Raw genomic sequence first — 19426 nt, 5'->3', positions numbered from 1 at the left:
GAACGCAAAAGTAAGTTCTACGATGGCGAAACCTCTAAAGCCCTTAAGAAGCAAAACCATAGATGTGCTTCCTGTGGTCTGAAATTCATCGATGAGGAAGTCATTAATTTGCACCACATCGACGGAAACCATGCCAACTGGAAAAAGAATAATCTTGAGGCAATTCATGAGAGTTGTCACGATTATATCCACATGAGCAAAAGCACAAGCTGAGAACATCGGGAGCCGTGTACACGGAAACGGGTACGCACGGATCTAACTGAGAGGTGCGGGAGATAATACTCCCCATCGACTCAACCCATCCACCGCACGACGGGCTAGTAGTCCTGTGGTTGCGGCGAAAACTCAGTCTTTGCGTGCTGCTAAGTTTCGCAACATGAACTGATGAGAAAGTGATTGTCCCCTGATTTTATGGGGGCTATCACTCTTTTATGTTCGTAGCCATCACGTTCAGTATATCTATCTTAGATGGGGCAATGCCCAGAAGTTAGCGAGTTGATTGGGTTCAAAAACATGGAAATCTATTTAGTTTTTGTTGACGCTATCCAGAACAGCAATAAATTCTGGAGTGCCAAAGTCGAAGATAGTAATTTAACAGTGCAGTGGGGCAGAGTTGGTTATCAGGCGCAAACCAAAGTTCATTCATGTAGTAGTTATCAAAGAGCCGTTAGCAAGTTCAACAATCTAGTAGCAGAAAAGAAATCCAAAGGCTACAGCAAAAGTCAGCCAGAGATTGATGCTAGCCGCAGTGTTGCAGACATTAGACGAGCGATACAACTGCTGAATACTATACGTCCGGCTGTTGCAAACAGAAATTTTGGTGATAGCTACATATCTGCTCTTAATGAATATCTGAAAATTGTTCCAACACCTTTAGGGATGCAAATTGACTACCACAGAGTTTACCGCACAGTAGCAGATATCGACTATCAGCGAGAGTTACTCAACTCACTGTTAACTACCTCTGCGCCAAAAGTTGCTGCGGTGGCTGTTGCTACTCCACAAAGTACTGTAGAACCCAAGGTAGTCAGTCTCAAGACTATTAGTAAGAATTTCTGGCGACATTTGTAATTTTAAAGGCCCGGATGTAAGCTTTTGATAAAAATAGGAGCAAAAAGAATGTCTAATACAGCAACACTACATTACGATTATTCATGTGAAGAGGACGAAGAATTAAGTTGGTTGTGGATAGCAGAAATGAAAGAGCCAGGACTACCTGAACCTTATTGCTATTCCCTGCTTTTTAGCGCCGAAGGAACTCATGCAGCAGCGCTAATTAGAAATTTTCAGCCTTTATTTGGAGATGAAGCACAAGAGTATGCCAAGCAATTAGCTTTTGGCTAAATAAAAAATAGAAATTTAAAATCAAAAAAACGGTAGATTTTTAATTAACCTACCGTTTTTTATGTATGTTGAATGCTCTACTTAAAAGTCAAGTGAGATTTTTCATTGCTTTCTTGTCTTGGTGAATTTGGGTATTTATTTTTCCACAGGTGTTAATTTTAAAGGATACAATGGCTCCGAGCCGCTTGTGCGACGAGCGTTAGCAGCCATCGGTGTAAACTTTTCGCAAGGGAGAAGTTCAAATGGCTTTAGAAGCTTGTACTTAAGGACTAGAGGATGCCAAAAGATGCACGATTGATTATGTGCTGTGGTTGCAAAAGAATGATTTGCAAATTTTCCCAAAGGCAATTTTGATTAGTGCAGTGCGTGAGCAATGGAAGCCAAAAGCATGGCGTGATGAGTACCTGGAACTGCCACTGTTGCAATCAGCAGGACAAAGATGGTGGAATGCCGCAGTTTCTCAGTGGGGCTACGATATACGTAATAGGTTAGTGGCTGATGTGTTTTACGATAATGGGCAAGAATTCATCCAATTCACCAACGGCAAGGAAATATTGGTAGAGACGGCGTGGCGCTCTTAATGGGAACGAGTACTGGAATACGCTAGTAGTTGAGAGTGATCGCTGTACGAACCTGATTACGAACTTATAAATTGTCTGGTATTATGGGCTAGTGCTTATATATTCACCTGGGCTTTTGCGCTGTTGCTATTCCAGTGAAGTTGGCTTTGTTTGTTGAAATTGGCATAGGGGATACAAGTCCGCTTGTCAAGAGCTTTTGAGACGCGCTAACTCTGCCTTACTAGTTTTTCTGTATTTGTGGGTTTTATCATGACCGCAGAGTAAGCAGGGCATAGCTTTTGAGAACAAGCCTGATTTTCTTCTTCCGTATGATAGTCAATCCCACGCTTCCCTGACGCACCACCCAATTAACACATTCAATTTATCAAGCTCATTCAGCAAGAAACCAAGTTCGCAGTAAATCCGCTGCATGCTTTGCATATACCTCTTTGCCAGTAAAATAGTAAGCAAGCGTTAATCTTGCAACAGAATTGACCATGCGGTTAAGATTTTTTGCATCAGGAATCTTATCGATGTCTGGGTTGCGTTCTCCATCCTTACGAATATAAGGTAGTCCGTCTGGAGTGTTAGGATTAGGCCACCAATACGGTGCCAAGCTAAAATAGTCGTGCTGATCTCCTGAAGGAGATAAAGGTGCATCCAACTGTGGACGTTCCCCAACCCTAAAAAGTCCATCTTTAAGAGCTTCATCAGATAATTGAGACAATTGGTTAATTGCAGAATCAAATATCTCATCGCCCAATGTGCGACTTTCTTTGACTTGCAGAAGCTTGTCTGCGTTGAGTAAGAAAACGCGGGGTGATTGAGGGGATGTAACTGCCATGTTAATTCGCTCTTTATGATTTAATCTGACTTGCTCATCATCTTCTTTTCTTTGAAAGAAGTATTCCTTTATCCATTGATGCATATCTGGTTTATCAGAATTCCACTTCCAACAACCATTTTCATCAATAGCTATATCATTTTCCGGGTCGAAATTAGAGGTATGAAGTTGAACAGTTCTTTCTAAATGAAGTCTATTTTCACTATTTCCATGCCATAAATGAAGAACATAACCGGGTACACAACCGACTTGACCGAGAACATCTTCATAAAATTTTTCTGCCCAATTTATGAAGTAATTAAAATGGTACTTAGTTCTTCCTAATCTTTTTGCAACACATATTGAATACCAGGCTCCACACATAGCATGTAACATTAATTCGTCGCCCGATCCCACTATAGATGCGTCATAGAATTTATGTTTTAACAACAGCTCTTTTCTAGCCGCCCAAGCAAAACCACTATGTCCATGCTGTTTATATCCTTTGTATATCTGGTTAGGTTTATCTTGATAGATAGAAGCAAAACTTTTCCATACGTCTCCTTCTCCTCTATAAATTTCCTGATCTTTGGGAAGTCTAATAATGGTATCAAAAAGCTGTACAACGGGAAATATATCTAGAAGCTTTGATGTTTCCAAAGCCCATTCCGAGTTACTAAATAAAATATCACAATCTATCCAGGCAACTTTTTTACACGATGTAGGGAGATGAGATAGTGCTATATTTAATAGTCTTTCTTTTTGCCACATTACATCTGTTGCTTTAACTTTGATGATGATAGTATTTTTGCTGGAATCGCTTAATATGAATTCCTGATCTTTAAAGGCACATTCTACAATTATTAAGTTGAGTCCGGCTGCCTCTATTGTTTTTCTAAAAGTAGTAATATTCTTTAGCACTGTCTGGTAATTACACGAATTAAAATATGTGGTTATAATCCACAAATCTTCAACATAGATATAATAGTTTGCTGCTGATACTTCAATCATAAACTTAACTTATTTAGTGTAATAAAACCGATATAAGAGAACGTCGATAATTTCTAATATTCAATCACCATCTTCTTTTCTTAGTGAAAAATATTCCTTTATCCATTCATGCATATATGGTTTATTAGAATTCCACTTCCAACAACCATTTTCGTCAATAGTTATATCATTTTCTGGATCGAAATTAGAGAAATGAAGTTGAATATTTCTTTCAAAATGTTGTCTGTCTTTACTATCTCCGTGCCATAAATGAAGAACAGAACCGGATACACAACCGACTTGACCGAGAACATCTTCATAAAATTTTTCTGCCCAATTTATGAAGTAATTAAAATGATATTTGCTTTTTCCTAAATTTTTGGCAACACATATTGAATACCAAGCTCCACACATAGCATGTACCATATATTCGTCTCCTCCTCCAACTATAGCTGCGTCATAGAATTGATGCTTTAACAACAGATCCTTCCTAGCCGCCCAGGCAAAACCAGTATGTCCATGCTGCATATATCCTTTATATATGTGGTTAGGTTTATCTTGATAAATAGAAGCAAAACTTTTCGATCTTTCTCCTTCTCTTCTATAGATTTTCTGGTCTTTTGGAAGCCTAATGCCCATCTCAAAAAGCTGTACAACAGGAAATACATCTAGAAGATTCGATGCTTCCACAGCCCATTTTGAGTTATTAAATAAAAGATCGCAGTCTATCCAAGCAACTTTTTTACACGCTGTCGGCAGTTGAGATAGTGCTATATTTAATAGTCTTTCTTTTTGCCACATCACATCTGTTGCTTTAACTTTGACGATTCTAGTATTTTTGCTGGAATTGCTTAATGTGAATCCTTGCTCGTTAAAGGCGCATTCAACAATTATTAAGTTTAGTCCAGCTGCCTCTATTCTTTCTCTAAAGGCAGTCATATTCTTTAGCTTTGTCTGGTAGTTACACGAATTAAAATATGTTGTAATAATCCACAAATCTTCAACATAGCTATAACAGCTTGATGGTGTTACTTCAATCATAAACTTAACTTATTTACTCTAACGAAAGGAGTATAGATTATTTCACATTAACACGTTATCAAATCTTAGAACATTCGTTGCACTCGCAGCGGACATATCATAAGTAATTTGCCGGACATGATATTACATAGACAAAACCATAACTTTGAAATGCTGTAGTGAGCGCTGTCGAATTTTTCGGTAATTGACCGCGATCAGAGTAATAGAAAAGGCATAAGTCTTATTATAAGATTGTACTTCAACTGTTGTCGTTCCTGTTGTAGTTGACTATACTCAACAAGCAAATGCGGCTTTTGAAAGGTTTGACAATGCAGGAATATAGTAAAACCAACCAAACTTTGGCGATCACCAATAAAAGATTACTACCGCCTTCACTGACGACTGTGTGCATTCCCATCGGCATGGCAGCAATATCATCTGCTAAACCTGCCATTCGAGCCGCTGACCAAGCTTGGTCCATCGTCAGAGTTGCACCATTAGTAATATTATTAAAAATAGAAGCTGACATTAGCCGACTATTTTGCAATACAACACCTAATTGACGGCGTACAGCATGAATATCCACAGAGGCTAAATCTTGTCCATCGTAATAAACCTTGCCTGATTTAGGGGATTCAAACCCTAAAAGTAGTCTTAATAAAGTTGATTTCCCACTACCGGAAGAACCAACAATCGCAACGAATTCCCCAGCTTGAGCCTGAATACTAACGTTATCTAATACTAAAGGATAATCATTACCGTAGCGAAAACTGACACGCTTGAGAGCTAATCTACCTGAAAGTTTTCCAGGATCTGCTTGATTGAAGGTAATTTCTGGTTCTGCAAGGAGAATTGGTTTAGCTCGTTGCCACAAAGGCAAGACTTGCAAAACTTCTAAGGCTGTATTGCTGAGACTGGTTACTCCATGAATAAAAGTACTAAAAGCAACATTAAATGCTAAGAAAGTACCAGTGGATAAACTAGGTTGTCTCGATAAATGGGACTGTTCAATTGAACTAGCAGCAAACCAAAATAGAGCCGCAGTCGTTAAGGTAGGTAGTACTTGATTAATTACAGCAAGATTATCTTCAATACTTTGCCTACCAAGCATTAGTTTTAGTTGTTGGGTATACTGTTGACCCCAGTAAGCAAAAGCACGAGTTTCAGCTTTAGCGACTCTGAGTTTAGCTACTCCATTAATCAACTGTACAACTACACCATAGATTTTACCTTCATAATTTAATCCCGAACGAGCTTTACGGACGATCGCAATCCCGAAGATGATAGTCACAGCCGTATTTAACAGTGCGACTGCACAAGCTAATAAGGCTAAGGAAATATTGTAGTATAACAATAATCCGAGATTGAGCAACGAAAACAAGCTAGAAAGAGTTGATTTTAAGATTGTATTCCCCAATCTTTGGTGAATTTGACTAACAGCACTGACTCTAGAATTTAAATCACCAAATGAAAAAGAGCGGAAAAAAGAAAGCTTGAGATTAAGTAATCGATCCCAAACTGCTGCTTGAATAGAGGAGGTGGCAAAAGTTTCTAGCCTAATCGTAGCCAGCCCTTGAATTAATTGAAACAACGTTGCGCCTACATTAGCAGCCACTAATCCAAAAGCAACTTGACCCAGTAGAGCGCGATTTGCATCAGGGATAGCTTTGTCAATCAAGATAGCTGTAGCAAAAGGCGTGAGCATTCCGAGTAAAGTAGCTGTAATTCCCGCCCCTGAAATTACAATCAACTCTCTATAATGTTGTTGGAAAGCAAACTGAAGTAAATCAATAGCTTTGGGATGTTTCTGGCTAAAAGGTCGATAAAATATATAAGCATTTGGAATTAGTGTTGCTGCCGTGCGAGCATCTACAGGGACGAAGGTTTGTTCGCTAGGCGAATAGAGTTGATAACGGGTATCAGACGTTGGTAACAATGCCACTGGCAACTTTGTCTTTTCGGTATATGCCAATATCGGACCGAGATCCTGTCGCCACCAATTGTCTGGCAACTTAATTTGCCGCACTCGGATACAGGAAGCGCGAGCTAGAGCTTCTACAGAGTCTTTGATTTCCTGGGAATCTTCGGACATTGCCGGGAGGCGAATTTCAATTCCTAAAGCTTTGCCTACAGCACCAGCCGCGACTAATAAAGCTTGTTGGCTGTCACCTAAATCGAGATTTTTATTCAACGTTGAGCGATTACTTACTTTATCTAACCTTGGTTGCAGCACAGATGCCAATTCTGCTAATGTTTGTGTCATTAAATCGCGTTCAAAGCGTTCTTTTGACTCTAATCTGAGTAATTCTGCATCTATCTTTTGGATAGGATTTTTGATAGCATCTATCTTGCTTAAAGAAGTGGGAGAAATAGAGGAATCATCGGCAACATTAGTTTCTGCTGTTGGGACAATATTAGATTCAAACTTAAGGTTTTGTTCGCTACGAATCAATTGCAAGTATGGCCCTTCAATTTGCTGTAATTGCTCATGAGTTCCTTGTTGAACTATCTTTCCGCGTTCGATAACAATAATTTCATCGCAATCTTGTATAGTCGAAAGTCGATGTGCGACAATGATGCAAGTGCAACCACGCGCTTTGAGATTCTGACTGACTTGGTTTTCAATCTTGGCATCTAAGGCACTGGTAGCTTCATCTAAAATCAAGATGCTGGGATGATTAACCAAGGCACGCGCAATTTCTAAGCGTTGTCGCTGACCACCGCTAAGATTAGCAGCACCCTCCAACAGTTCTGCATTGTATCCTTTTGGTAGAGAAACGATCGCATCGTGAATCTGAGCATCTTGACAAGCCTGAACTAAATATTCATTGGGTATAGTACTGTCCCAAAGTGCTAAGTTATCTTTAACACTGCCAGCAAAGAAAAAGATTTCTTGGTCTACGGCAGAGATAGAATTGACCAATACCTGGCGGTCAATTTGTTCTCTAAGTTCGCCATCGAAGTAAATTTCTCCTTGCCAAAGTTCGTAAAGTCCACACAAAAGTTTAGCAATAGTAGACTTCCCACAACCACTAGCACCTACTAGAGCAACTCTTTGTCCTTTTTTGATACAGAGATTAAAATTCTCTATTATCGGTGGAGCTATTTTGCTATAGCCAAAGGTAACATTGTGTAATTCAACATCCCCTTGTAATTTCAGCTTGCGGAGAGAAGTCTGGGGCAGAGGAGAGGACTTCTCCTGTGCTCCCTTGCCTGTTTTCGGTTCTAACTGTGGGTCAATGGGGTTCTGTAAAACATCATCAAGGCGATTAAGATTGCCTTCCATGTCTTGCAAGTCACGTCCTAGACCCATTAAATTATTTATAGGTTCAAGTAACTTATGCATCATGCCTTGGAAAGCAACTAACATGCCGATGCTCATGGCTCCATCCATGACTCGCAAACCGCCGAGCGCTAACATGAGCAGAGATGCACTAGCTGATAGAAATGTTGGTAAAATTCCTAGTGTTTGGTTTGTTACGTCCAATTGTTGACGTATATTGATCGCTTTGGTGTAGTGACCTGCCCAGCGCGAGAAAAAATCTGATTCTAATCCAGATGCTTTGAGCGTTTCTATACTTTGAAGACCAGAAATCGCTATGCCCTGGACTTTCCCATACTCTTGCATCATTTTAGTATTAGTATCTGTACGCTGCCTGCTTACCCATTGTAAAGTAACTAAGTTTGTAGCGATAAAGGCGATCGCAATTGAAGTTAGTAATACGTCGTATTGCAGCATGACTATTACATATAGAAATATAGAAGCTGCGGCGATCGCACTAGTAGCTAACTTCCCGGAAAGCAAGTTTGCTATACTATCGTTAAGTTGTACGCGACTACTGATTTCTCCTGCAAATCGCTGATCGTAAAAACTGATGCTTAAGCGTAAAATATGCCATAGGAATTTACTTTTCATGCTCGCAGACAGCTTGACTTTTAACTGACGCAGAAATTGCAACTGTAACAGTGTTAAAAATCCATTGAGCGCGGCTGTGAAAATCATCCCTAAAATTAGCGGACGCAACCACTCATTTTTACTCCCAATTAACACATTATCTATAAAAACTTGAGAAAATGCAGGTATGGCTAATCCCGGAATTACTTGCAAAAAGCCTGCTAGTACACAGTAAATCATCGCACCAAGAGATTCTTGCAGACGTGACCATAAACTCAAAATCGTGCTGGGTTTGCGTCCCCCTGTTTGAAAACCTGAACCAGGTTCTAAAACAAGCACAACACCTGTGTAGGAGTCACTAAATTCTTTCCAAGAGACACTACGCCGTCCAGTAGCCGGATCGTTTAGATAAACTCGTTCCTTGCTTAAACCTTCTAGGGGTACAACCGGGATACGTGTAAAATGGGACACGATGCAAAGTTTTGTTAATATCCTTGCAATAATGCAGACTTTATGGCTTTGTTTTTCTCAAAACTCACTCTCTTGACGCAGAGTATAGTGTCTTCTCTTCAACTACCAGCAAAAACATGATTATTTTGTGTAAAAACTCGTGCTGAATATCAGCATAATAATTTCACTCTTTATAGTAAAAAGCATTGTCAAAATATAAACTCCTAGGAATTTAAGTTAAACTATTTAAAGCTTGACGCGCAACTTCTTCTGCCCTAGCAGACGTAACTTTTTGGTAACGTAGAGTTGTTTGAATATTCTCATGCCCCATCAGTGCCCGCAATTCTTCAATCCCCATTAACCCAACACGCTCAGTAGCAAATGTATGCCGTAAATCGTGGATTCTGACTCCAACTAACTCCGGATATATACTTATTAATTCTCGCCAATATTCATGCACAGTGCGATAGCTAATTCTACTAACAACTTTAGTCACTGGCTGTTGTGCTGTGAAGAGTGCATCTACGGTATTGTTGCGCTCATATTTGATATATTTACTTAATGCCTCGGCAGCCCCATGACTAAAATAACAACAACGCTGTTTGTTACCTTTACCAACTACTTGGAATTTATATAAATCTTGGTTAACATCATCTATATTTAACGCTAAAAGCTCTGATATACGGCAACCTGAGCGATGTAGAAGATGCACTATAGCATTCATACGTAGGTCAGATTTAACAGAATCATAAAGGATATTTAACTGTTCAGGTGTTAAATATCGCACTAGAGAATCAGTTTTATGTTCTCCCCTATCAGGATTTGGTTGACGCTGTTTTAAACCATTAATGGGATTAAACTTAATATAACCTTGCTCCACAGCGAAATTAAACAAACTTTGTAGTATAGCTTGGTACTTGCGATGAGTTGTATAGCTGCAATCATCCAAACTTCTTAAATACTCAATTAAAGTCTGCTTACCGATAATTTCAATCTCCCAAATACCGTATTCTCCAAGTATTGGTTTCAGCACCAATTCATAAGTACGTCTGGTACTTTTAGCTAAATCCGGACGTGACAAAAACTCCGTAATAACAGTGGCTAAAGTAACAGTCAATTTTTCTCCAAGTTATGTAATTTCTATCGAGACAAACAATCATTATTTAATATATCTTTTTTAGAATAATAATGATGATTCTTGATGGATACTTTGAAGACACCCATGCCACAGGAACCGATTGGTGACTACATTAAGCGGTTGCGCGTGGAATTAAAGATGAGTCAAAATCAGCTAGCCCATCAGGCTGGTATTCACCTGCATACATACGGAAAAATCGAACGGGGGATCACGACGAGATTAAATCATAAAACCCGTCGGGGGCTGGCTAGGGCTTTATCGATACCAATTGAGTACTTAGAAGAAATTTGTAGCGATGAGGAAATACAGCAACCATTTACCAGTATTAAATTTTGTCCCCAATGCTGGACTCCAGGGACACCCACAGAACCGATTTGGAACGATATCAGGTCATTGTACTGCTTTATGTGCGGGTTTGAGCTTGTTGCCCACTGTCTCAAATGTGGCAAATCAGTGACAACTTTCAAGCATTCCTACTGTCCTTATTGCGGCTTTTATTACAAAAATACGATTGTTGAAATTGGTAGTAACAAAGAGCTTGCTAAGAGAAAAAACTCTCGAACCAAGAAAAAGTGAAGATTTTGTTTTATATCTATAAAAGCAATACCAGTATGGACAATCCATCAATACCAGCGTGACATCAATTGAACGTACCGCTTATCCTAGATTCAAACGCCAATTTACCACCAAAGAACTTACTGAGATTTATACTCCAACTAAATCCGAAATTGCTTTCGCTTACAATACGACGAAAGGTGAAAGTAATATTTTGAGCCTGCTCGTCATCTTAAAATCATTCCAAAGACTGGGTTATTTCCCATCGATTGCAGATATCCCACTGAAAATCATTAACCATATTCGCAGTCATTTAAAATTGGCTCTTGATATTGTTTTGGGTTATGAAAATAACAAAACAATGTACCGACATCGAACAGCTATCCGCGCAAAATCGGAGTCTGTGACCCCACCGCAATCAAGGGACTCGTCTGAGGGTGGCTGATATTGCCGTAGCTGTTCCCATTCATCAGCCGTCAGTTGATCAAACGGCTCAAATGGCTTATCCAGCAGTTCCTTACAAGATGGTTGCGTCAGTTCTACCATCGACAATACCCACACCGCATCAAATGCAGAATCACACGGAACTTTCTGCTGATGCACTGAAGTTGCCCGAATAACCCACCAATGACCGTCTGTGCAACCGACTAAACCGAGTTTTTGTTCATCCTTATAGATGCCGTCGTCTAACAACTCAAATCCGAATTGTTCACACTGGGCGGCTATTGAGCACATAACTTCATTCCCCGTTGTAGCGACTGGGGTTTCTTCTTCTTGTCTGGGCAGTGTTCCGCGCTGGTAATGCCATGTGATGTAGCTGTGGCATCTTTTAAAAGTGTTCGCGCGGTGGATCTCCTCACCATTGACCATCACTATCCAAGGTTGCGTTAGGTCATCGTCGTGGGTAATTCTAGCTACGAGCTTTTGACCTGCATAGAATTCGTGATCTTCAAACGAAATCTCTACTGATCTCAATTCTTCAACTGGTTTAACGCAAGAGGTTACAGTTGCTGTTGTTTGTGGCATAATTTTAAAACCTTTGATTGGGTGATAAAGGCGATCGCGATGTTTCTCAGGCAGGCGATCGCCTTTTGATTTACATGAACTACTTCACTATTACGGTTACGAAGCGGGGAAAAGATGCAGCGAACAAGCAAGATTAGCCTGTGAAGCATTTGAAAGTATCGGTGTTCGCGCCTGGATGCAAGACATTATGGGCTGGACAAAACCCGCTACTCAACCACAAGAACAACCCTCCACACCAGCCCTTCCCCCAGTTGAACAGCGATTGCATACTCTTGTCCTGGCAATGAAGACTTTGGCTGAGTTAACTGGTGGCAGACTCAACCCGTACACCGAACAGCAATTTAAAGACTATGCCGGGAATCTTCTGGCAGAACATAACAGAAAATTGCTAACCCCTTCAAAAGAACGCTGGTTGGGAGTTGTGAACTTTGCAGAAAGCGAACTGGGAAAGAAAGTCCCCCTGAGCGGCGCTCACTATCGAGGACATTTAGGCACATGGGTGAGAACATTCTACCCACATCTAGGCGATCGCCAAGAGACGCGATTGGTTAACGGTGTGCAACAGCCCATCTATGTCTACGCTTGCCACGAATCGGCTGTTGCGGCTGGGTTGACCAAAGCTGTAGAAGAGTTCTTCGCTCATCCCAGTCCTGGTGCAGCGCTAAGGCAGGCGGGGGCTTTCACTAGTAAGAAAGAACCAGTGCTGGTTAAGTGAAAGCGAACGCCTCACCACAGAAACGTTCGCTAATCTAAAGACGCAAGTTATTGCTAAAGCATTGAATATTACCAATAACATTAAAAGCTTCTCTTTCACGTAGTCAATCAACTAACAGCATTTTGACATTATTTGTTACAAAGATGACTTCTCTAGCAAATAATACACATCTCAAGAAAGTGTCGTAACTTCAAGGTTTCTAACAATCAAAATAAAAAGCGATTGCCGCTCAATAAGTAACAATCGCCACACAAAGATACTCCTTACTTTCAGGATAACGGATATGAAAGCCATAGTCACAGTAGTTGAAAAAATCACATCTGAAGCTCACATTGATATTCCCGATGGTTTAGCAGAATTAGGCATTAGACAGCACGTTGTAGACCATTACAACAGTGGCGAAATGTTTTCATTACTGAACATTTTCCATGTTGATTTTGAATCTATCAGTGTTCACATTAATAAAAAACCCAAAATCACTTGGCAACCCGGAAAGTCTTGGAGTCCAAAACGTCCTTATTACTTTTGCAAACTTGGAAGATTTACTTTAACTCTGTTAACTGACACAGAGCAAAACTTAACTCGTACAGAAGTTTATTTTGGGCATCACAAGCAACTTATTTACACGTCAGAAAAAGAGATATCCAAAGAATTGGCAACAGTTGAACTCCAAAATTTCTTAAGTGGATTAGCTGTTGAACTTCAAACTTTAAGCCACATTGAATTTAGTGAGGATGAAGTATGATTGTCACGCCACTACTGACACCAGAACCATATACAAGTACATCTAAAGTAGAAGCTGTTGGTAGACATCCTCTGAACTTTTACGAGTCTCCCTCATGGTTCACAACTGAACTACTGCGCCATGTTCCATTATCTGGTGTGATTGGTGAGCCTTGCGTAGGAATGGGGGCGATCGCATCTTTACTCCAAGCCTGGCCACACACCAAGCAAATGTGGACGAACGATATTGATCCACATCTTGCGGCTGATTACCATTTGGATGCAACACTATCCGAGTCATGGAATTCTTTGCCAGAGTGCGATTGGATCTGCACTAATCCACCATATTCGGATTTTGCTGCACCAATTATCAAAAATGCATTCGCAAAAGCTCGTGTGGGTGTTGCTGCATTTTTGTTGACCAGTTTCTTGGAACCCTGTGATGACCGTGCTGCATTCCTCGAAGAATATCCGCCGTCACTTGTACTGATCATGCCCCGTTACTGCTTTCGCAAGGATAAGAAAGGTAAGCGCTGGGCAACAGATAACATCACGATTTCGTGTTTTGTTTGGGACAAATGCACTACACAACAACGAATTATTACACGCCCTGCTAATAGAATTACTGGCTTTTACAAAACCCCAGACAAAGCGATTAGTCCTGAATCCGCTTTATCGATTGTTCGGGCGATCGCCAACAGTGAAATTAGTACCTACTATCAAAGCTCTCTTTAATTATGGGAAGTTTAATTGGGACACTTAAAAAGCACGCACGCCGAATAGGAATTTCTTTAGAAGAGTATCAATTACTGGTAGATTCGGATCAAAAATGGTGCTACAAATGCAAACAATGGAAAAATAAAACTAATTATAGCCAAGATAAAAGCAGGTGGGATGCTTTAAAAGCAATCTGCAAAAATTGTGACTACCCTAAAAAAGACAACTCTCCAAGTAAGTCTGAAAGAATTGAAAAAGCAAAAACTGGCTTTGCGTGGTGTCGTGGATGCAAGAAATGGATTCAAAAGGTCATTAATAGCAAATGGCAAGGGGCTTGTACATCCTGTCTTGCAAGGGAACAGAAGAAAATATACAACGAAAATGAAGAAGCTAGATTTAAAATTGTGCAGCGTGTAAGAGCCAGGCGAAAAAAAACAGATTCTATTTCTCTGCATTTAAAAAATGAATTGATGAATATATCTAAGGGTTTGTGTGTTTATTGCTGTAAAAACCGAGCTACTGGGTTGGATCACGTCATTCCTGTTGTAAAAGGCGGTAAATCAAAAAAAGGAAATCTTGTACCGTGCTGTCGTTACTGCAACAGTTCAAAAAATCAGTCCAATTTAAACGAATGGCTAGCTAAAAACAACATAATCCCTCATGAAGTGTTTTGGATTTTATTTACAGAGGAACAAATAAATGAGTAGTATTACGCAAATATCTTGGACTGACCAAACAGATAATATTATCCGTGCCAAAGTCGGCGGTTGGTGGTGTCATAAGAAAAGCGAGGGCTGTGCAAATTGTTTTGCAGAGAAGCTGAATCAAAATTCTTTCTTTGGTGGGAATAAGCAACCCTATTCTGGGCAACCACCAGAGCTAGTGTTAGATACAGAAGCTATTCGGAAATGGGGGTTCCAAAGAAAACCCAAAAAGCATTTTGTTTCTTCAATGACAGATGTTTTTGGTGAGTGGGTTCCGCGTTTTTGGCAACATGAAATGCTGGACGGAATGTTCGTTGCTCCCAATCAAATATTTCAGATTCTCACCAAACGCCCAGAAATTATGCTGTCATCTATGGATGAATGGCTTTCTTGTCATGGACTAGACAAGTTACCTTTAAATATTTGGCCAGGAACTTCGATTGAGAATCGCCGCACTTTAGAAGAACGTAGTCAATTTCTTAGCAAAATTCCAGCTTTAATTCGGTTCTGGTCAGTTGAACCATTACTAGAAGATTTGGGCGATATCACTCACTATTTGAATGATGTTCAGTTAGTCATTATTGGTGGTGAGTCTGGCCCAAATTCCAGACCATGCCACATCGAATGGCTCGAATCAATTGTCCAACAATGCCAACAATCGAAAACACCCGTATTTGTGAAGCAGTTGGGGGCGAATGCAAAACTTGAGGGGCAGCGATTCAAAACCCGTGACAAGAAGGGAGGAAACATTGAAGAGTTTCCCGAATATCTGCAAGTTAGAGAATTTCCCTTTGATGCGTGAATAAAGCAAAACCCCCGCCTGTAGCGCAGTGCGGGGGGAAACCAAACCATTTGAGGTCTATAGATATGAGTTTAACAGAAAAAATACAAGGTGATGGCTCTAGTAGTCTGCCAAGCAAAGTTTGCTAAGTAATACCTGTAATTGGTAAACTAGCCAAAAACAGGGAATAATATGGCAAAGAAGTACATCGTTGACTTGAGTGAAGATGAAGTTTCTCAACTGCAATCAATAATAAAGAAAGGTAAGCACAAGGCAAGAACTATAACCCGTGCAAATATTCTTTTGATGGCTGCTGAAGATGAAACAGACTCAGCGATCGCTGATAGAGTTAGAGTTCATGTTGCAACAGTACAGCGGACACGAGAAAAATTTGTCATTGGTGGATTAGATTTTGCGTTAGAGGATGAACCACATCCACCAAAACCTCAAAAATTAGATGAAAAGCAAGAAGCATTTTTGATTGCAACGGCTTGTTCTAATCCGCCAGAAGGGAGAGTGCGTTGGACAATGCAATTATTAGCAGATCATTTAGTGAACGTTGGGATCATAGATTCAATCTCAGATGAAACAGTACGTCAGACTTTAAAAAAAATGAAATCAAACCTTGGTTGAAAGAACAATGGTGTATCCCTGAAGTAAATGCGGAATATGTTTTCCGAATGGAAGATGTACTGGATTTGTACAATGAGCCTTATGATCCTAAACGCCCTGTAGTCTGCTTTGATGAGTGTCCATATCAATTAGTAGAAGAAGTTAGACAGCCTTTGCCACCAGAGCCGGAGCAACCTGAACGTTATGATTTCGAGTATAAACGTAACGGAACAGTAAATTTATTTGCGTGTTTTCAACCCTTAGCAGGCTGGCGGCATATCGAAGTTACAGAACGTCGAACTAAAGCCGATTTTGCTAAACAGATGAAAAATTTAGTAGATGTTTATTACCGAGAGGCTGATGTAATCCGTTTAGTAGTTGATAACCTGAATATTCATACCCCCAGTGCATTATATGAAGTTTTTCCAGCAGAAGAAGCACGTCGAATTATTCAAAAATTAGAGTTTCACTATACTCCTAAACACGCTTCTTGGCTGAATCAAGTAGAAATTGAATTATCTGTTTTATCTCGCCAATGTTTAGAACGGCGTATTCCTAATGCAGAAACATTAACTTCTGAGATTGCCGCTTGGGAGAAACAACGTAATCAACAAAAAGCCAGTGTCTATTGGGGTTTTCAAACTAAAGATGCTCGCCGAAAAATGCAGCGTTTATATCCAAGTTTAACCTAGCAAAGTTGCCTTGGTAGACTACTAGCTACGGCAGAAGAAAACGCCATATTTATATCGATAGTAAGCTGGATGATTTACCACTAACAATGGAGGCATTTCGAGTTTACTCTCACCTGTGCCGTCGAGCCGGTTGTGATAATAACGCCTTCCCTTCATACAAATCTATCGGTGAAGCCTGTTTTCGTGGTTCTTTCCCTGGTTCCTCAACTGAAACTTTGAGGCAAAAAGCGATCGCTACTGAGTAAGGTTAGTACGATTGATTACTCTATACCACCAATAACCAGTACAGAATAAAAGGTGTTCACACAAATATAGAGACTGCTGGGGCAACGAAACGGATCGGTTTGATGGGACTGGGACTGCTGCTTTTAACAGATGAGGATATCTCGTTAACTACCTCGAACGATTGAGTCAATAGAGAATTTAGGATATTGACCATCAACAAAATCTATACAATTGTTAGACAATTGTAAGGCAATTGTAATAAAACCTCGATATCATTTTAGTATATGCGTACTAACAAAAGCGCAGAGCGTATTTTTGAATTATCTCAGATTTTGGAGAGCCTTATGCCAGAACGATATATGCTTTCGATCACTTTGTCAGAAAAGGCTTACGAAGAATTTCGCCTTGTAGCTACATGGAAGAAAATTCCTATTGGTACTTTAATTAGACAGATTTTAGAACGAGAACATGAAAGCCAAGCTTTTGGAGAGCTGGTCAAACGCGCAATGGCAGATAGACAATTAAATGTTTCAGAAGACTAAAGCTTACTTGTATTGCATAGATAGCAATTTTATCAACAGTAAAAATCAGAGCTAGATTCCAAATTTGTAAGAATTAAGCACCCAGGAGTCAGAAGCCAGAATATATAGGGAGTTGGGAGAAAACCAAAGGGGGATGGACGAACCTGATGCAGCGTTATCAGCAAGCACTATTGCAAACAGAAAAACAGCCCTTACCTCAACAGCATACTGCTTTGGCTCACAGAGTAAAAAACACCACTAACAGTTCACTCGAAGATGCGTTGGCACAAGACCAAATGCGCCGTGCTCTTGAGCAATCCATTCGGGTTCCATCCAATGAGTATCAACACAGCCCACAAATGCTGGAGCTAAAGGCAAAACTTCAAGCCGCAGTCAACACTCCGAAAGTTCCGAGCAATTCCCGATTCTCAGTAGTTGATCTACGAGAAGTTGAAACCCAGTTAAAATTAGCACTTAGAGCATGACTCAGTACAGCAATCAAGACAACGTAGTTTCTTTCCATCCTGACAGGTCACTTGACAACTTGCCCCCACAAAACATCGAAGCTGAAGAAGCGATTTTGGGCGGGATTATGCTTGACCCAGAAGCAATAACCAGAGTCAGCGATCGCTTGAGCATTGAAGCCTTTTACATCAGCGCCCACTCATATATCTATCAAGCCGCAGTCCGACTTCATGCTACATATCAACCCACAGATTTACTTTCTATCACCGCTTGGTTGGCTGACCACAATTTGCTCAATCGCATTGGTGGCAGGAATAAGTTAGCGACTTTGGTAGACCGCACTGTATCAGCCGTTAACATTGACGCTTTGGCTGATTTGGTAATGGAGAAATATCGACGGCGGCAGTTAATCAAAGTGGGCAATGAAATTGTCCAACTCGGTTACGAGACGCAAACTGAACTACCACTTGTCCTATCGCTTGCTGAGGCGAAAGTTTTTGGCGTTACCCAAAATCAAAGCGATGAACGCTGCAAGGTTTTCTCAGCACAAGACATGGGCATTGAACTTTTTCAAAAGCTGGAGATGGGAAACATGGCAGGCGACAAAATTGGTTGGTACGACTTAGAAAATATCACCGGTGGCATTTATCCCAGCAGCTTGGTAGTAGTAGCAGCTGAATCCCACATGGGGAAAACTCACTTCATGATTTCTTACGCTTACGAAATCATGACTAAGCTCGGATTACCAGTTCTGTACGTTACTCCAGAAATGGACAAGAATCAACTCAATGCCCGAATGCTAGCCCGAATCACAGGCGTAGACGCTTCTATGATTCAAACCAATACTCAGTGCTACTGGGAGCAAATAGCACAAGGCATAGGACAGATGGTGGAACTGCCTTGGAAGGTTTACGAGCATTCGTCCCCTACAACTGCAATGATTGCAAGTGCGGTACGCCGTGCCATTGCCGAATTTGGTGGTTCTATTGGTGCTGTGTTTATTGACTACTTGCAACAGATTCCTCTGGAATCTGGGGGGAATATGGCTTTTGAAGTCGGCAAGATTACCCGCCAGATTCGGGATATTGCCAAGTCTCACAAAATCCCTGTTTTCTTGGGCTGTCAAATCAATCGGGGCAATCAAACAACGGCTGATAAACGCCCGAACCGTCATTTACTCCGCAACTCTGGTGAAATCTTTGAGGTTTGTGACCAGTTAATCATGCTTCACCGGGATGCTGTCTACACAAAAGACCCAAGCGACCGCACTATTGAGTTGATTGCCCTTGAAAAACCGACTTTACGGTAAGCTCGGCACTGCGACGATGTTGTGCGATTTATCCACATCAAAATTTTTGAACTTGGCTAGGTAATTTACAGCCACATCCAGCGATCGCGGCATTAGACGCATACATTCAATTACTGGAGTTTTAAAACCCGTGAAAGCGCTATCCGTCCGTCAGCCTTGGG

The 19426-nt window shown here is 40.6% G+C and carries 22 protein-coding genes and 1 pseudogene; 16 read left to right on the top strand and 7 right to left on the bottom strand.

Going from position 1 to position 19426, the window contains the following annotated elements; all coding sequences use genetic code 11:
* From LC586_RS30310 to LC586_RS30295, 4 genes are all read left to right on the top strand, one after another.
* Nucleotides 1-213: HNH endonuclease (locus tag LC586_RS30310; protein WP_369010543.1), on the top strand; the 213-nt coding region annotated here is incomplete at its 5' end.
* A 300-nt stretch (nucleotides 214-513) separates the two neighbouring features.
* Entirely contained in the window at nucleotides 514-1071 is a 558-nt protein-coding gene (locus LC586_RS30305) for a WGR domain-containing protein (RefSeq protein ID WP_229488994.1), read from the top strand.
* A 48-nt stretch (nucleotides 1072-1119) separates the two neighbouring features.
* Nucleotides 1120-1344, top strand: a complete 225-nt coding sequence (locus tag LC586_RS30300; RefSeq protein ID WP_229488993.1) for a hypothetical protein — start codon at nucleotides 1120-1122, stop codon at nucleotides 1342-1344.
* 302 nt (nucleotides 1345-1646) lie between these two features.
* Nucleotides 1647-1925 (top strand): hypothetical protein, encoded by a 279-nt coding sequence (locus LC586_RS30295; RefSeq protein WP_306423301.1) that lies wholly within the window; start codon nucleotides 1647-1649, stop codon nucleotides 1923-1925.
* A gap of 370 nt (nucleotides 1926-2295) precedes the next feature.
* Here LC586_RS30295 and LC586_RS30290 read toward each other — a convergent pair whose 3' ends face one another.
* From LC586_RS30290 to LC586_RS30270, 5 genes and pseudogenes are all read right to left on the bottom strand, one after another.
* On the bottom strand, nucleotides 2296-3738 hold the full coding sequence (locus tag LC586_RS30290; protein WP_229488991.1) for an alginate lyase family protein: 1443 nt from the start codon (nucleotides 3736-3738) through the stop codon (nucleotides 2296-2298).
* A gap of 60 nt (nucleotides 3739-3798) precedes the next feature.
* Nucleotides 3799-4758 carry a hypothetical protein gene (locus LC586_RS30285; RefSeq protein WP_229488990.1) on the bottom strand — a complete coding sequence of 320 codons (960 nt, stop codon included), beginning with the start codon at nucleotides 4756-4758 and terminating at the stop codon, nucleotides 3799-3801.
* 238 nt (nucleotides 4759-4996) lie between these two features.
* Nucleotides 4997-7000: an NHLP bacteriocin export ABC transporter permease/ATPase subunit gene (locus LC586_RS42815; RefSeq protein WP_438822946.1), complete on the bottom strand. Its 2004-nt coding sequence runs from the start codon at nucleotides 6998-7000 to the stop codon at nucleotides 4997-4999.
* Nucleotides 7001-7174: 174 nt separating this feature from the next.
* A pseudogene (locus LC586_RS42810) lies at nucleotides 7175-9070 on the bottom strand (NHLP family bacteriocin export ABC transporter peptidase/permease/ATPase subunit); the annotation flags it as partial.
* 244 nt (nucleotides 9071-9314) lie between these two features.
* A complete protein-coding gene (locus LC586_RS30270; protein WP_229488987.1) occupies nucleotides 9315-10199 on the bottom strand; it encodes a tyrosine-type recombinase/integrase in 885 nt (294 codons plus the stop codon).
* Between the two features lie 84 nt (nucleotides 10200-10283).
* Here LC586_RS30270 and LC586_RS30265 point away from each other — a divergent pair, with 84 nt between their 5' ends.
* Nucleotides 10284-10796, top strand: coding sequence for a double zinc ribbon domain-containing protein (locus LC586_RS30265; protein ID WP_229488986.1), 513 nt, complete (start codon nucleotides 10284-10286; stop codon nucleotides 10794-10796).
* Between the two features lie 58 nt (nucleotides 10797-10854).
* Entirely contained in the window at nucleotides 10855-11220 is a 366-nt protein-coding gene (locus LC586_RS41970) for a DUF4158 domain-containing protein (RefSeq protein WP_369010542.1), read from the top strand.
* Here LC586_RS41970 and LC586_RS30260 read toward each other — a convergent pair.
* Nucleotides 11118-11801 carry a hypothetical protein gene (locus tag LC586_RS30260; protein WP_229488984.1) on the bottom strand — a complete coding sequence of 228 codons (684 nt, stop codon included), beginning with the start codon at nucleotides 11799-11801 and terminating at the stop codon, nucleotides 11118-11120. The two genes, LC586_RS41970 and LC586_RS30260, sit on opposite strands and share 103 nt — an antisense overlap.
* The gene (locus tag LC586_RS30255) at nucleotides 11777-11950 is read right to left on the bottom strand and encodes a hypothetical protein (protein ID WP_229488983.1); all 174 of its coding nucleotides are present in this window, start codon (nucleotides 11948-11950) and stop codon (nucleotides 11777-11779) included. Before LC586_RS30255 ends, LC586_RS30260 begins: the two co-directional genes overlap by 25 nt.
* A 26-nt stretch (nucleotides 11951-11976) precedes the next feature.
* Between LC586_RS30255 and LC586_RS30250 the strand changes: the two genes are divergently transcribed.
* The 10 genes from LC586_RS30250 to LC586_RS30205 all read left to right on the top strand — a co-directional run bounded on the left by LC586_RS30250 (nucleotide 11977) and on the right by LC586_RS30205 (nucleotide 19265).
* Nucleotides 11977-12516 carry a hypothetical protein gene (locus tag LC586_RS30250; protein ID WP_229488981.1) on the top strand — a complete coding sequence of 180 codons (540 nt, stop codon included), beginning with the start codon at nucleotides 11977-11979 and terminating at the stop codon, nucleotides 12514-12516.
* A 283-nt stretch (nucleotides 12517-12799) separates the two neighbouring features.
* Nucleotides 12800-13261: a hypothetical protein gene (locus LC586_RS30245; RefSeq protein WP_229488980.1), complete on the top strand. Its 462-nt coding sequence runs from the start codon at nucleotides 12800-12802 to the stop codon at nucleotides 13259-13261.
* Nucleotides 13258-13974, top strand: coding sequence for a hypothetical protein (locus tag LC586_RS30240; RefSeq protein ID WP_229488978.1), 717 nt, complete (start codon nucleotides 13258-13260; stop codon nucleotides 13972-13974). Before LC586_RS30245 ends, LC586_RS30240 begins: the two co-directional genes overlap by 4 nt.
* A 2-nt stretch (nucleotides 13975-13976) precedes the next feature.
* Nucleotides 13977-14663 carry an HNH endonuclease gene (locus tag LC586_RS30235; protein WP_229488977.1) on the top strand — a complete coding sequence of 229 codons (687 nt, stop codon included), beginning with the start codon at nucleotides 13977-13979 and terminating at the stop codon, nucleotides 14661-14663.
* Nucleotides 14656-15462, top strand: coding sequence for a DUF5131 family protein (locus LC586_RS30230; RefSeq protein ID WP_229488975.1), 807 nt, complete (start codon nucleotides 14656-14658; stop codon nucleotides 15460-15462). Before LC586_RS30235 ends, LC586_RS30230 begins: the two co-directional genes overlap by 8 nt.
* Nucleotides 15463-15633: 171 nt before the next feature.
* Nucleotides 15634-16745, top strand: a protein-coding gene (locus LC586_RS30225) for an IS630 family transposase (protein ID WP_438822945.1) whose coding sequence is annotated in 2 segments (ribosomal slippage) — nucleotides 15634-16054 and nucleotides 16054-16745 — 1113 coding nt in all. Because the reading frame shifts where the segments join, the coding sequence is not laid out codon by codon here.
* A gap of 86 nt (nucleotides 16746-16831) precedes the next feature.
* Nucleotides 16832-16990, top strand: a complete 159-nt coding sequence (locus tag LC586_RS30220) for a helix-turn-helix domain-containing protein (protein ID WP_229488971.1) — start codon at nucleotides 16832-16834, stop codon at nucleotides 16988-16990.
* A 264-nt stretch (nucleotides 16991-17254) separates the two neighbouring features.
* Nucleotides 17255-17512 (top strand): hypothetical protein, encoded by a 258-nt coding sequence (locus LC586_RS30215; protein ID WP_229488970.1) that lies wholly within the window; start codon nucleotides 17255-17257, stop codon nucleotides 17510-17512.
* 146 nt (nucleotides 17513-17658) lie between these two features.
* Complete coding sequence (locus LC586_RS30210; RefSeq protein ID WP_229488968.1) at nucleotides 17659-17976, top strand: hypothetical protein; 318 nt, start codon at nucleotides 17659-17661, stop codon at nucleotides 17974-17976.
* Nucleotides 17973-19265: a replicative DNA helicase gene (locus tag LC586_RS30205; protein ID WP_229488967.1), complete on the top strand. Its 1293-nt coding sequence runs from the start codon at nucleotides 17973-17975 to the stop codon at nucleotides 19263-19265. Before LC586_RS30210 ends, LC586_RS30205 begins: the two co-directional genes overlap by 4 nt.
* Nucleotides 19266-19426: the final 161 nt, after the last annotated feature.

It is taken from the genome of Nostoc favosum CHAB5714 (assembly GCF_020829495.1).
GTDB classification, from domain to species: Bacteria; Cyanobacteriota; Cyanobacteriia; order Cyanobacteriales; family Nostocaceae; genus Nostoc; species Nostoc favosum.
Note: the sequence above shows the minus strand (reverse complement) of the source record. Positions and strands in the feature narration are given on the sequence as shown.